Origin of the sequence: Micromonospora sp. NPDC049282 (assembly GCF_043197045.1) — a bacterium.
GTDB lineage: Bacteria > Actinomycetota > Actinomycetes > Mycobacteriales > Micromonosporaceae > Micromonospora.
On record NZ_JBICSL010000002.1, the window covers coordinates 530,384 to 544,336 of the forward strand.

A 13,953-nucleotide genomic window follows, 5' to 3' on the forward strand; every position below is an offset into this window, starting at 1 on the left:
GCGACGATCCGTCGTCGCGCCGCCTCTGCGCCGGGTGGTTCAGGAGGCCGTGCAGGTCGGGGTCAGGCCCGACGCGCTGCCGTTGCCCTGGAACCCGAACTCGGTGCTCTGACCGGCCGCGAGCTGGCCGTTGTAGTCCACGTTCGCGAACCGCACCGTGCCGGTGCTGCCGCTGGCGGTCGCGCTCCACGTGTTGGTCACGCTCGCGCCACCGGGCAGCGTCACGCTCACCGTCCAGCCCCGGGTGCCACCGGAACCGGCCGTCACCTTCACCGTGGCCACGAAACCGCCGGTCCACGAGTTCACCGACACCGAGGCCGAACAACCACCCGTACCGGGCGGCGGAGTGGTCGGGCTCGGCGGCGGAGTGGTCGGGCTCGGCGGCGGCGTGGTCGGGCTCGGCGGCGGCGTCGTCGGGCTCGGCGGCGGAGTGGTCGGGCTCGGCGGCGGAGTGGTCGGGCTCGGCGGCGGCGTGGTCGGGCTCGGCGGCGGCGTGGTCGCGCCGGTGCCGTCGAAGCCGAGGAACCGCACCGCCTGGGCGGCGTCGAACGGGATCGAGTGACCGTAGCCCTGGAAGCTGATCGCCTCCACCGGCGCGGTGCCACCGGTGCCGCCGTAGCGGGTCCGGGTGGCGCTGGCCTGCGGGTAGTCCGTCATGCTCGGGGTCTGCGAGACACCCAGCACGTTGGTCCACTGCTTGATCTGCTCACCGAAGTTGACGTAGCTCAGCGTGGTGTCCGTGGTGCCGTGCCAGATCTGCATCCGCGGACGCCGGCCGGTGTAGCCCGGATAGGCGTTGCGGACCAGGTCACCCCACTGCTGCGGGGTCTTGGTGATCCGCCCGCCGGAGCACTCGCTGTTCCACTCCGAGCCGTTGGTGGTGGCGAAGCAGCCGAACGGCACTCCCGACGAGCTGACCCCGGCGTGGAACACGTCCGGGTAGACGCCCGCCATCACGTTGGTCATCATCGCGCCGGACGAAGCACCGGCGACGCCGATGCGGGCCGGGTCGACCGGGTAACGGCTCAACACGTAGTCGATCATCGACTTGAGACCGACCGGGTCACTGCCGCCGCCGCGCCGTAGCGCCTGCGGCGACGACACGTCCCAGCACTTGCTGCTGCGGGTCACCGACGGGTAGATCACGATGAACCCGTAGCGGTCGGCCAACGGACTGTAGCCGGAACCGGTGTGCATCGCCGGACCGCTGCCGGTGCAGTAGTGCAGGACCAGCAGCAGGGCCGGCCGGGCCGGGAGCCGGTCCGGCACGTACAGGTGCATCTGCAGGTTGGTCGGGTTGGTGCCGAAGTTGGTCACCTGGGTGAGCGCGGCGGCGGACGCCGGGCCGGCGGCGGTGACGACGGCGACCGCCGTCGTCAGGGCCGTCGCCAGCACGGCCGCGAGCAGCGCGATCTTCGCTCTCATCGGCGGTTCCTCCATGGTGGGGTACGGACGGAGGCCGCCGGCCCGGCCCACGGTGACGCGGGCCGGACCGGCGGGCGGATCAGCTGGCGGAGCAGGTGGGCGTGAGGCCCGACGCGCTGCCGTTGCCCTGGAACCCGAACTCGGTGCTCTGACCGGCGCCGAGCTGGCCGTTGTAGTCCACGTTCGCGAACCGCACGGTGCCGGTGCTGCCGCTGGCGGTCGCGCTCCAGGTGTTGGTGACGCTGGCGCCACCGGGAAGCGTCACGCTCACCGTCCAGCCCCGGGTGCCGCTGGAACCGGCCGTCACCTTGATCGTGGCCACGAAGCCACCGGTCCACGAGTTCAGCGACACCGACGCCGAGCACCCACCGGTGTTGGGCGGCGGCGGTGACGTGGTGCTCGGCGGCGGCGGGGTGGTCGTGCTCGGCGGCGGCAGGGTCGTGCCCGGCGGCGGCGTGCTGGTCCCGCCGGCGTTCAGCGCGTTCAGCACCGACGTGTACGCGGCCTTCTTGTTACCGCTGCAGTCGAAGAGCAACGCGTTGTCCGAGCCGCGCCACGAGTCGCAGTCCCGCACGCCCCACACCGTGATGCCGGTGCAGCGCGACACCGCCATGCAGGACCGGGTGACCGTGCCGAAGATGTTGGCCTGGTTGCCGCCGGTCATCACGTCCAGCTCGGTGATCTGCACGTCCACGCCGAGGTCGGCGAAGCGCTGGAGGTTGGCCTGGTAGTCACCCGGGATGCCGGTGCCCAGGTGCGACTGGAAGCCGACGCAGTCGATCGGCACGCCACGGGACTTGAAGTCCCGCACCATGTTGTAGACGCCCGTCGACTTCGCGTTGACGCCGTCGGTGTTGTAGTCGTTGTAGCAGAGCTTCGCGCCCGGGTCGGCGGCCCGCGCGGCCCGGAACGCCGCCTCGATCCAGTCGTTGCCGGTGCGCTGGAGGTTGGAGTCGCGGCGCCCGCCGCCACCGCCGTCGGCGAACGCCTCGTTCACCACGTCCCAGGCGTAGATCTGGCCCTTGAAGTGGGTGGCCACCTGGGTGACGTGGTTGATCGCCGCGCTGCGCAGCGCGGTGCCGGACAGCCCCTGCGCCCAGCTCGGCTGCTGCGCGTGCCAGAGCAGGGCGTGGCCGCGTACGCTCATCCCGTTCGCCCGGGCGTGGCTGACCAGCCGGTCGCCGCCGGTGTAGCTGAACCGCCCCTGCTGGGGCTCGGTGGCGTCCCACTTCATCTCGTTCTCGGCCACCACCGAGTTGAACTCACGGTTCAGCACCGTCACGTACGTGTTGTCGGACAGCTTGTTGGTGGCGACCGCCGCGCCGAAGTAACGGCCCTTCTCGGCCGCCGACGCGCGCAGGGTGGTGCCGGCGCTCGCGGTGGGCGCCAGCGCCACCGCCATGCCGGCGGCGAGCGCGCCCGCCAGCAGACCGGTGGACAGCAAGGCTCTCGTGGGTCTCATGCAGGATTCCTCTTCCGGGTTGCAGCGGTGGTGATGCGACCAGCGCGGCTCGCCCGGAGAGCCTGTGCTGCGGATGCCCTGACATCGACTGTGAGCGATAACATCGCTCACGTCAAGTCCGGCGGGTCTAGGGATACACGTCCTCGTGCGACTTGCGGTAGTCCACGATCGCGGCCGTCCGGCCGGTCGCCGCGTGCGTCACCCAGGCCGGATTGCCGAGCAGGGCGCGGCCCAACGCGACCAGATCGAACTCGCCGTCCGCCAGCCGGCGGGTCAGCCCGGACACCGACCCCGGCCCGTCCGGGCGCAGGAAGTCGCGGGTCAGGCCGACCGAGCCCACGGTGATCGACGGCAGCCCGGTGAGGTGTTTCGCCCAGCCGGCCAGGTTCCACGGCGACCCGGCGAACGCCGGCTGCCAGAAGCGGCGCTGCGACGCGTGCAGGACACCCGCGCCGGCGTCGGCGAACGCGGTCAGGATCTCGGCCAGCTCGGCCGGGGTGTCGGCGATGCGGGCGTCGAACGCGCGCTCCTTGAACTGGGAGAACCGCACGACCACCGGGCGGTCCGCCGGCAGGCTCGCGCGGACCGCCCGGACCACCGCGGCCGGGAACGCCGCCCGGCGCGCCGGGGAGCCGCCGAACGCGTCGCTGCGGCGGTTCGTGTACGGCCAGAGGAACTCGTCAAGCAGGTAGCCGTGCGCGGCGTGGATCTCCACCGCGTCGAACCCAACCCGGCCCGCCACCCGCGCCGCGGCGGCGTACGACGCCAGCAGCTCGTCGGTCTCGGCGAGCGTCATCGCGTGCCCGGCCGGCCGCCCCGGTTCCGTCACCCCGGACGGTGTCCACGCCGCCCGGCCGTCGACCGGCTCGCGCAGGCTGCCCAGGTGCCACAGCTGCGCGGCGATCCGGCCGCCCACACCGTGTACCGCCTCGACCACCCGCCGCCAGCCCGCCTCGGCCGGCCCGGGCGTCAGCCGAGGCACGGTGTCCTCGTGGCCGGCGCTGCGGTGATCCACCAGGACGCCCTCGGTGACGACCAGTCCGACGCCCTGCTCCGCGCGCCGCCGGTAGTAGTCGGCGGCCTCCCGCGTCGGCACCCCGCCGGGCGCGCGGTTGCGGGTCATCGGCGCCATCACGAAACGGGTGCGCAACGGCATCCCGGCGACGGTGACGGGTTCAATCAGCGGTGCCACCGGCGATCCGGCGGCCAGGATGGCGGTCATGCCCCGACGGTAGGAGGTGACACCGGTGTCAGGGGCAAGCCGGTTCAGGCCGCGGAGGTCGGGGCGTCGTCCTCGACGGCCATGTCGGTGACGACCTCGTCGAGCACCGCGACCGCGTGGGCGAGCTGCGCCATCTCGGCCGTCAGCCGGGCCCGCTCCTCGCGCAGCCGGTCGGTGAGCCACCGGGTACGGATCTCCGGGTCGGTCACGCAGGGCAGCAGCTCGGACATCCGCCGGCTGCTCAGCCCGGCGGAGAAGAGCCGCTGGATGAGCCGTACCCGCTCGACCGCCGACTCGGCGAACACCCGCTGCCCGCTGGCGGTGCGCACGGCCCCGAGCAGGCCCTGCTGCTCGTAGTAGCGGATCGACCTGGCGCTCACCCCGGTCCGCGCCGACAGCTCCCCGATCCGCATCGCCCCTCCCCGTCCGGCTCCCGCCTCCGTCACCCAGCATGCCAGGCCGGGGAGCGGGTCGGCGGACGACAGGCTGCGGGCCGTCGTCGGAGTGTCCGAAGGGGAACGCGTGACAAGCGTGGCGGTTCGCGGCGCGGCTACGGCCCGCGGCGGTCCGGTGGCATCGACAGTCGTTGACATCGATCGATGTTAACGCGAACATGAGGAACGTCCCCGCCAGGTGGGCAGCGGAAGCCGCCGCGTGGCACGTCGCCGGTCCAGGGCAGACCGGCTCCGCTCGTACGTTCCCGTCCGGACCGGGAGGTCCCCCGTGCGTCTCACCGACCATGCCCGTCGACGATGGGCGTTGACCGCCTCCGCCGCCGCGCTCACGCTCACCGCCGCCGGTCTCACCGGCACCCAGTTCGCCTCCGCGGCCGCCGCCGGCTGCTCCGTCAGCTACTCCGTGTCCTCGTCCTGGTCCGGCGGCTTCGGCGCCAACGTCACCGTCACCAACCTCGGCGACCCGGTCAACACCTGGCGGCTGACCTGGAACTTCACCGCCGGCCAGACCGTCACCCAGTACTGGAACACCGCACTCACCCAGACCGGCGCCGCCGTCACCGCCGCCAACGTCTCCTACAACGGCGCCATCCCCACCGGCGGCAGCACCAACTTCGGATTCAACGGATCCTGGACCGGCAGCAACCCCGCACCCACCAGCTTCGCCCTCAACGGCGTCACCTGCACCGGCGGCGTCAGCACCCCGCCCAGCAGCACGCCGCCGACCAGCACCCCGCCCACCACGCCACCCCCCACCACCCCGCCGCCGCCGGGCAGCACCGGACCGTGCGACATCTACGCCGCCGGCGGCACACCCTGCGTCGCCGCCCACAGCACCACCCGGGCCCTGTTCAGCGCCTACAACGGCCGGCTGTACCAGGTCCGCCGCTCCTCCGACAACACCACCCGCGACATCACCACGCTCGGCGCGGGCGGCGCCGCCAACGCCGCCGCGCAGGACTCGTTCTGCGCCAACACCACCTGCGTCATCACCTGGATCTACGACCAGACGACCCGCGGCAACAACCTCGGCTACCAGGGATCCGGCGGCATCGGGGGCGCGGTGCAACCGGCCGTGGCGAACCGGGAGTCGGTCACGGTCGGCGGCGCCAAGGCGTACTCGCTGTTCATCCCCGGCAACAGCAGCTACTGGCGGGACGGCCACCTGACCGGCATCCCCACCGGCAGCGCCCCCGAGGGCATGTACATGGTGACCAGCGGCACCCACGTCAACAGCGGCTGCTGCTTCGACTACGGCAACAGCGAGACCACCCGTCGGGCCGACGGGGCCGGGGCGATGGACGCGATCAACTTCAGCACCAGCTGCTGGTTCGGCGGCTGCTCCGGCAGCGGCCCCTGGGTGCAGGCCGACCTCGAATGGGGCCTCTACCCCGGCGGCAGCCAGTCCTGGAACCCGAACCAACGCGCCTTCACCAGCAAGTTCGTCACCGCCACCCTGAAGAACAACGGCACCTCCCGCTTCGCCATCAAGGGCAGCAACGCCCAGTCCGGCAACCTCTACACGCTCTACGACGGATCGCTGCCCCCCGGCTACAGCCCGATGAAGAAACAGGGCGCGATCATCCTGGGCAGCGGCGGCGACTGCTGCATCGACAACCGGAACCAGAGCGTCGGCACCTTCTACGAGGGGGCCATGGTGGCCGGCTATCCCTCGGACGCCACCGAGAACGCCGTCCAGGCCAACGTCGTGGCCGCCGGTTACCGCTGAGCGCGACGCGGCCGCCGCCTCCCGGTCCACCCGGGGGCGGCGGCCGTCCCGCCGGACACTGAACGCCGGGTCGACGGGGGCGCTCGTCGAGCAGTTGCACGACGTGCTCTCCCGCCTCGCCGGGTGGCGCCCGGCGCCGGTGCTGACGCCTGTGCGTCACAGTGGTTCGACGTAACCGGCCGAGCCGTGGACCCGGATCCGCTGGCCGTCCCGGATCAGCCGGGTGGCGCCCGGCACGTTCACCACGGCCGGCAGGCCGTACTCGCGGGCGATCACCGCGCCGTGGGTCATCTGGCCGCCCACCTCCGTCACCAGACCGGCGGCGGCCACGAACAGCGGCGTCCAGCTGGGATCGGTGTGGGCGGTGACGAGGATGTCGCCCGGTTGCAGGTCGGCCCGGGCCAGGTCCAGGACGACCCGGGCCCGCCCCTCGACGGTCCCGTGCGAGACCGGCAGCCCGACCAGGGCGCCGCTCGGCACGTCGTCGCGCCGGTACGCCCCGGTGAGGGCCTCGCCGTCCGAGGTGAGCACGCGCGGCGGCGTCAACGTCCGGTGCCACCGGAACGCGTCCCGGCGCTCGCGGACGAGCCGCCCGTCCACCCGCCGCGTGCGCACCGCGTCACGGAACTCGTCGAACGTCAGGAAGAAGGCGTCCTCCGGGTCGGCGAGCACGCCGGCCCGGACCAGCCGGTCGGCCTCCGCCGTCAGCGCCTGCTTGTAGATGAAGTAGCGGCTGATGATGCCGTACTTCGGGTACTCCCGGTAGCCGATGAAGGTCCGCACCCGGTCGATCATCCGCCGGGTCTCGTCGGCCCTGCGGTCGCCGTCCGGCAGCGCCCGCAGCCGGGCCAGAACCTCCTCGGCCTTGCGCTCCGCCGCCTGCCGCCCCCGCTCGAAGCGCCGCCGGGACTCGCCCGGGGCGAAGGTGCGGACGTGGTCGAGGATCAGCGGTACGAGGGTGGCCGGCTGCTCACTCCACCGGGGGCGGGTGATGTCGATCTCGCCGACGCACCGCATGCCGTACCGGTCGAGGTAGTCCTCGACGGCGGCGCGCGCCTCGCTCCCGCCCGCCAGCTTGGGCAGCTCGTCGAGGAAGTCGCCGTCCCGGACCTCGCGCAGGAACGCCACCACCTCCGGATGCGGGCGGATCACGTCGGCGACGTCGAGCAGCGCCAGCCCCATCTCCGAGGTGACGTTGCCGGGGGCGGACAGCGTGAGCGTGTCGGCCGCGTTCGTCTCGCCCAGCCACTCGCCCAGCTTGTCGTTGAGCCACCAGGTGGCCTCCATCCCGGCCATGATCGCCTGGATGTTGACCGGGTCGGTGAGGACCCGCTTGTGTTCCTCGAACGCCTCCGTCAGGAAGTCGAACAGCGCCGGACCGGACCGGGTCCGGATGTCGCGCCGCAGCGCGGCGATGCTGTCCTGGCTGCCCTCGATCAGCGCCGTGACGATGGCCGGTTCCGTCTCGATCGTCGCCGGCGGCAGGCCGGCCGGCGGACCGGCGGGCCCGGCGTCCGGCGGCGTCGGCACGATGTCGCCGCGCTCCAGGATCGTCTCCAGCGCGTCCCGGGTCAGCGGGTCGGACCGCGTCATCAGGTTCAGGAACGCGGCGCGGCCGGCCGGGGTGGCCAGGTGGCGGGTGGCGTCGACGAAGAGCCGGCCGCCGGCGGAGTGCATGGGCGCCATGGCGGTCAGCCGCCACATCGACAGCCCCAGCGGCTTCATCGCGTCGGTCATCATCTGCTGGTGGCCGACGGAGAGGTAGACGTGCTTCTCCCCGTCGTCGACCGCCGGGACCGGGAACAGCGTGGTGATCGGGCGACTCTGCAGGATCTGGAAGTCGCCGTCCGCCAGGGCCCACTCGATGTCCTGCGGGCGGCCGAACCGGGCCTGGATCCGCCGGCCGAGCCGGACCAGCCGCAGCACCTGCGCGTCGGTCAGCGCCGGCTGCTCCTGGCGGGCCGGGTCGACCTCCGCCACCCGCGTCCCGCCGCCCGGCACGGCGTGCACGGCCGCCCGCTTGGCCGCGATCGTCCGGCTCATGATCGTGCCGTCGCGCACGGTGAACACGTCCGGGTTGACCAGGCCGGCGACCAGCGCCTCGCCGAGCCCGAAGCCGGCGTCCACCGAGGAGACCGTCCGGTTGCCGGTGACCGGGTCGGCGGTGAACAGGACCCCGGCCGCGTCCGGGAGGACCATCCGCTGCACCACCACGGCCATCCGCACGGCGCGGTGGTCGATGCCGTTGCGGAGCCGGTAGGTCACCGCCCGCTCGGTGAACAGCGACGCCCAGCACCGGCTGACGTGGGCGAGGACCGCGGCCGGGCCGACCACGTTGAGGTAGGTGTCCTGCTGGCCGGCGAACGAGGCCGTCGGCAGGTCCTCCGCCGTGGCGCTGGAGCGGACGGCGTAGGCGCCGTGCTCGCCGAGGTCGGTCAACGCGCGGGTGACCGCCGCCGCGACGTCGCCGGGAACGGCCGTCTCCTCGACGGCGCGGCGGATCTCCGCGCTGACCGCGCCGATCGCCTCCCGGTCGTCCGGCCCCAGCCCGGCGAGCCGGTCGAGTCGCTCGTCGAGCGCCGGCCCGCCCGCCACGCCCCGCCGGAACGCGTCCGTGGTGACGCAGAAGCCGGCCGGCACGCGCACCCCCTCGGTCCGCGACAGCGCCCCCAGGTGCGCGCCCTTGCCGCCGACGACCGCGACCTGCGTCTCGTCGACCTCGTCGAACCCCACCACGTACCGTCCGGTCATTCCGTGCCCCCGTTTTCCCAGCTCGAACCGCGTCCGGCCGACGATTCTGCGGCACCACCCGGGTCTTGCCACAAGCCCCCGGGTGCGATATACGTTAGAAGTGGCAGGGAGTTCTCTCCCTGCCTTTGCTGTTGCCAGCCGGGCCTTCGCCTCGGCCACCGCCACCACGTCCGTGCCGTTCGGCGGCGGGTCCAGCCACTCCGAGAACCGCCACCCGCCGTCCCGGGCCGCGGGCGTCACCCCGCCGGGCCGGAGCAGCCCGGCGGAATTGTGGCGCTCCCGACCTCGGCCGGTGGCATGGCCGGGACGTCCCGGGGGCAAGACCGACGCGGAGAGCTACGCTGGGAGGCCATTCGGGCAGCGGAATGCCGCTCGTGTCCGTTTTGTCGTCCCGGACAGGTGCCCGACGTGGGCGAGCACGATCAGTTGCGGTGGAGGGAGACCCGGGCGATGACCGGCGCTGGCAGCGACCCGCGGGCACGCGCCGACGTGTTCGCCGTCGACGGTGAGATCGGTCCGGACCTGGCGCGGGTCGACTGGTCGGCACATCCGCTCGGCCCGCCCGAGCGCTGGCCGCAGAGCCTGCGGACCGCGGTACGCATCCTGCTCTCCTCCCGCTTCCCGATGTGGATGGCCTGGGGCCCCGAGCTGACCTTCTTCTGCAACGCCGCCTACCGGCGGGACACGCTGGGCCGCAAGTACCCGTGGGCGCTGGGCCGGCCGGCGAACGAGGTGTGGGCGGAGATCTGGGACGACATCGGCCCGCGCATCGACACCGTGCTGCGCACCGGCGAGGCGACCTGGGACGAGGGGCTGCTGCTGTTCCTGGAGCGCTCCGACTACCGGGAGGAGACCTACCACACGTTCTCCTACAGCCCGTTGCGCGACGACGACGGCGCGCGGGTCGGGATGCTCTGCGTGGTCAGCGAGGAGACCGAACGGGTCATCGGCGAGCGGCGGATGGCCACGCTGCGCGACCTCGGCTCGGACCCGAGCGTGATCCGCACCGAGCAGGAGACGCTGGCCTTCGCCGGCCGCCAGTTGGGGCGCAACCCGTGGGACCTGCCGTTCACGCTGACGTACCTGTTCGACGACGACGGCGACGCGCGGCTGGCGGAGGCGACAGGTGTCGCCGCCGGCCACCCGGCGGCCCCGTCGACGCTGTCGCCCGGCGATGCCGCGGCCCGCTGGCCGGCGAGGGCCCTGACCGAGGGCGAGTCGGTCCTGGTGCCGCTGGACGGGGACCGGTTCGGCGACCTGCCGACCGGCGGCTGGCCGGACCCGCCGACCCAGGCCCTGCTGGTGCCGCTGCGCCAGCAGGGCGGCACGCCGTACGGATTCCTGGTGGCCGGGCTGAACCGCTACCGGGAACTCGACGACGGCTACCGCGGGTTCGTGGAGCTGACCGCCGGGCACGTGGCGACCGGGATCGCCAGCGCCCGCAGCTACCAGGCGCAGCAGCGACGGGCCGAGGAGCTCGCCGAGCTGGACCGGGTGAAGACCGCGTTCTTCTCCAACATCAGCCACGAGTTCCGCACCCCGCTGACGCTCATCATGGGGCCGGTGGACGAGCTGCGTGGCCGGCTGCGGGACGCCGACGAGCAGACCCGCGAGGAACTGGAGGTGATCCGTCGCAACGGGCTGCGCCTGGGCAAGCTGGTCAACAGCCTGCTCGACTTCTCCCGCATCGAGGCCGGCCGGATGCAGGCCCGCTTCGAGCCGGTTGACCTGGCCGCGGTGACCGCCGACCTGGCCAGCGTCTTCCGCTCCGCGATCGAACGCGCCGGTCTGGCCTTCGAGGTCGACTGCCAGCCCCTGCCCCAGCCGGTGCACGTCGACCCGGCCATGTGGGAGAAGGTGGTGCTCAACCTGCTCAGCAACGCGTTGAAGTTCACCTTCGACGGCACCGTCCGGGTGGTGCTGCGCGCCGAGGACGGGCAGGCCGTCCTGCGGGTCACCGACACCGGCATCGGCGTCGCCGAGGACGAGATGCCCCGGCTGTTCGAGCGGTTCCACCGGATCGAGAACGCCCGGTCCCGGTCCGACGAGGGCAGCGGGATCGGTTTGGCGCTGGTCAAGGAGCTGATCGGGCTGCACGGCGGCGCCATCACCGCCAGCAGTACGCCCGGCCGGGGCACCGAGTTCACGGTCCGGCTGCCGTTCGGCGCCGCCCATCTGCCCGCCGACGCCCTGGCCCCGCCCGGCTCGGGCCGGGCCCCGGTCTCCGCCGAGCCGTTCGTGCAGGAGGCGCTGCGCTGGCTGCCGACCGATCCGGCCGCCGAGGTGGTCCCGGACGACCCGGCGCCGGTCGACGGGCCGGCGCCGGCCCTGCCGGGACAGGTCGCGGCCCGGGTCCTGGTCGCCGACGACAACGCCGACATGCGCGAATACCTCACCCGCCTGCTGCGCTCCGCCGGGCACCGGGTGCGGGCCGTCGCCGACGGGCAGGCGGCGCTGGAGGCCGCTCGTACGCACACCCCCGACCTGGTGGTCAGCGACGTGATGATGCCCCGGCTCGACGGCCTGCAACTGGTGGCCGCGCTGCGGTCCGACCCGCGGACCGCCGGCACGCCGGTGTTGCTGCTGTCCGCCCGCGCCGGCCAGGATGCCTCGATCGAGGGACTGGAGGCCGGCGCCGACGACTATCTGGTCAAGCCCTTCCCGGCCGCCGAGCTGCTGGCCCGGGTGCGGGCGAACGTGGAGCTGGCCCGGCTGCGCAACCACCACGCCCGCTGGCGCACCGCGCTTGTCGACTCGTTGCAGGAGGCGTTCTTCGTCTGCGACTCCGACGGCGCGATCGTCGAGATCAACACGGCCTTCACCGACATCCTCGGCTACGGGCCCGAGGGGCTGCCGTACCGGCCGGTGCAGCCGTGGTGGCCGGACCCGGAGGCCGAGCCCGAGGCGCACCGTCAGGTGTCCGCCGCGTTCTCGGAGCTGCTCGGCCGGACGCAGGGCACCTACACCATCCCGGTGACCCACCGTAACGGGCACCGGCTCTGGACCGCGGCCTCGTTCAACCAGGTCGACGACCCGGACACCGGGCGCCGGGTCATCGTGGGCACCTTCCGCGACGTGACCGCCGAGCACTACGCGGTGCAACGCGAGACCGCGCTGGCCGGGCTGAGCATGCGCCTGTCCCAGGCGGACGACCTCACCGACGCCCTGCGCGGGGTGCTGGACGAGATGCGCAAGCTGTGGCGGGCCACCGGCGTGGTCACCGCCGTCTTCGGCGACTCCCCCGCCCCCGACGTCACGGCGACCGACCCGCTGCTGCGCTGGGAGTCGCTGCCGGACGAGCGCCGGCAGGCGTTGCTCGCGCTGCGCGACACGCCGTTGCTGACTCCGGTGGCGACCCGGGCACACGGGGCCGGCATCACCATCGAGCATCCGTACGGCACCATGGCGCTCTGGATCGACCTGGGCGAGAAGCGGCCCTTCACCGAGCAGGACCAGACCCTGCTGGCGCTGCTCGCCGGCCACGTCGGTCAGGGACTGCACCGCGTGCACCAGATCGACCAGCAGCGGGAGACCGCCCTGGCCCTGCAACGGGCGATCCTCGGCCCGTCCCAGCTGCCCGCCGGCTTCGCCGTGCGCTACGCCCCCGCCACGCTTCCGCTGAAGGTCGGCGGCGACTGGTACGACACGGTCGAGCTGCCCGACGGGCGGATCGGGATCGTGGTCGGCGACTGCGTCGGCCACGGCCTGCGGGCCGCCACCGTGATGGGGCAGCTGCGCAGCGCCTGCCGGGCGCTGCTGCTCCAGGACGCCAGCCCGGCCCAGACGCTGATGGCCCTGGACCGGTTCGCCGCGCTGCTCCCGGGCGCGCAGTGCGCGACCGTCTTCTGCGGCGTGCTCGACCCGGCCACCGGCCGGCTGCGCTACTCCAGCGCCGGGCACCCGCCGGCCATCGTGGTGCACGCCGACGGCACGCCCGAGTTCCTCGCCCAGGGCCGCTCCCGGCCGCTCGCCGTGCGCACCGGCCGGGAACGCCCGGAGGCCGAGGCCACGGTGCCGGCCCGGGCCACGCTCATGCTCTACACCGACGGCCTCGTCGAGCGCCGTCGCCAGCCGCTGACCGCCGGCATCGACCGGGCCACCGCCACCATCCAGGAGGGCCGTTCCATCCCGATCGACGCCCTGGCCAGCGAGGTGATGGAGCGGCTCACCCCGGACGGCGGGTACGACGACGACGTGGCCCTGCTGCTCTACCGCCACCCGGGGCCGCTGGAGCTGGACTTCCCCGCCGAGTCGTCGCGCCTGGCCGAGGTGCGCACCGCGTTGCGCGGCTGGCTGGACCGGTGCGGCCTGGCTCCGGCACACTCCTACAACGTCCTGGTGGCCGCCGGTGAGGCGTGCGCCAACGCGATCGAGCACGGCCACCGCGACAGCCCCGGCGGACGGATCCGGCTCCGCGCCGCCGCCACCGCCGACGCGCTGCGGCTGAGCGTCACCGACAGCGGGCACTGGCGGGAGCAGAACCGCCCGGCGGACCCGAGCCGGGGTCGAGGGCTGGTCCTGATGCGTGCTCTCATGGACAGCATCACCGTGACGCCGGGCGCCACCGGCACCACCGTCGACATGCAGGCAAGGATCATTCGATGAGCACGGCCCTGACGCTCACCACCAGCGACACCCCCGACGGCACGCGCGTGCTGGCCGCGGTCGGCGAGATCGACCTCAGCAACGCGGCCGACTTCGGCGCCGCGCTGGACGCCGCGGTACGCCCCGACGGCGATCCGCTGGTGGTGGATCTGACCGAGGTGGAATATCTGGACAGCGCCGGCCTGGCCGTGCTGTTCCCGCACGCCGAGCGCATCGCGCTGGTCGCCAGCCCGCTGCTGGAGCCGCTGCTCACCATCTCCGGGCTGGCCGACCTGACCACGGTGCGCAGCGGCTGACCCGCCTG

Annotated in this window: 8 protein-coding genes; 3 read left to right on the forward strand and 5 right to left on the reverse strand. The window is 73.3% G+C overall.

Annotated elements, in window-relative coordinates:
• Positions 1 to 39 precede the first annotated feature (39 nt).
• From ACGFI2_RS06230 to ACGFI2_RS06245, 4 genes are all read right to left on the reverse strand, one after another.
• The gene (locus ACGFI2_RS06230; RefSeq protein ID WP_393511462.1) at positions 40 to 1,425 is read right to left on the reverse strand and encodes a PHB depolymerase family esterase; all 1,386 of its coding nucleotides are present in this window, start codon (positions 1,423 to 1,425) and stop codon (positions 40 to 42) included.
• 79 nt (positions 1,426 to 1,504) lie between these two features.
• Positions 1,505 to 2,887: an endo-1,4-beta-xylanase gene (locus tag ACGFI2_RS06235; RefSeq protein ID WP_393511465.1), complete on the reverse strand. Its 1,383-nt coding sequence runs from the start codon at positions 2,885 to 2,887 to the stop codon at positions 1,505 to 1,507.
• 127 nt (positions 2,888 to 3,014) lie between these two features.
• A complete protein-coding gene (locus tag ACGFI2_RS06240; protein ID WP_393511468.1) occupies positions 3,015 to 4,109 on the reverse strand; it encodes a 12-oxophytodienoate reductase in 1,095 nt (364 codons plus the stop codon).
• Positions 4,110 to 4,153: 44 nt separating this feature from the next.
• Positions 4,154 to 4,522, reverse strand: a complete 369-nt coding sequence (locus ACGFI2_RS06245) for a MerR family transcriptional regulator (RefSeq protein ID WP_393511471.1) — start codon at positions 4,520 to 4,522, stop codon at positions 4,154 to 4,156.
• A 310-nt stretch (positions 4,523 to 4,832) separates the two neighbouring features.
• On the opposite strand from ACGFI2_RS06245, the gene ACGFI2_RS06250 reads away from it, so the two are divergent.
• Positions 4,833 to 6,293, forward strand: coding sequence for an arabinofuranosidase catalytic domain-containing protein (locus tag ACGFI2_RS06250; protein ID WP_393511474.1), 1,461 nt, complete (start codon positions 4,833 to 4,835; stop codon positions 6,291 to 6,293).
• A gap of 156 nt (positions 6,294 to 6,449) precedes the next feature.
• Here ACGFI2_RS06250 and rph read toward each other — a convergent pair whose 3' ends face one another.
• A complete protein-coding gene (rph, locus tag ACGFI2_RS06255) occupies positions 6,450 to 9,044 on the reverse strand; it encodes a rifamycin-inactivating phosphotransferase (RefSeq protein WP_393511477.1) in 2,595 nt (864 codons plus the stop codon).
• Positions 9,045 to 9,452: 408 nt separating this feature from the next.
• On the opposite strand from rph, the gene ACGFI2_RS06260 reads away from it, so the two are divergent.
• Together ACGFI2_RS06260 and ACGFI2_RS06265 are read left to right on the forward strand one after the other, a co-directional pair.
• Positions 9,453 to 13,649, forward strand: a complete 4,197-nt coding sequence (locus ACGFI2_RS06260) for a SpoIIE family protein phosphatase (RefSeq protein ID WP_393511480.1) — start codon at positions 9,453 to 9,455, stop codon at positions 13,647 to 13,649.
• The gene (locus ACGFI2_RS06265; protein WP_393511483.1) at positions 13,646 to 13,945 is read left to right on the forward strand and encodes an STAS domain-containing protein; all 300 of its coding nucleotides are present in this window, start codon (positions 13,646 to 13,648) and stop codon (positions 13,943 to 13,945) included. Before ACGFI2_RS06260 ends, ACGFI2_RS06265 begins: the two co-directional genes overlap by 4 nt.
• The last annotated feature ends 8 nt before the right edge of the window (positions 13,946 to 13,953 follow it).

Coding starts and splice junctions, on each gene's coding strand:
- ACGFI2_RS06265 (WP_393511483.1), top strand. CDS start 13,646: ATGAGCACGGCCCTGACGCTCACCACCAGCGACACCCCCGACGGCACG.
- ACGFI2_RS06240 (WP_393511468.1), bottom strand. CDS start 4,109: ATGACCGCCATCCTGGCCGCCGGATCGCCGGTGGCACCGCTGATTGAA.
- ACGFI2_RS06230 (WP_393511462.1), bottom strand. CDS start 1,425: ATGAGAGCGAAGATCGCGCTGCTCGCGGCCGTGCTGGCGACGGCCCTG.
- ACGFI2_RS06235 (WP_393511465.1), bottom strand. CDS start 2,887: ATGAGACCCACGAGAGCCTTGCTGTCCACCGGTCTGCTGGCGGGCGCG.
- ACGFI2_RS06245 (WP_393511471.1), bottom strand. CDS start 4,522: ATGCGGATCGGGGAGCTGTCGGCGCGGACCGGGGTGAGCGCCAGGTCG.
- rph (WP_393511477.1), bottom strand. CDS start 9,044: ATGACCGGACGGTACGTGGTGGGGTTCGACGAGGTCGACGAGACGCAG.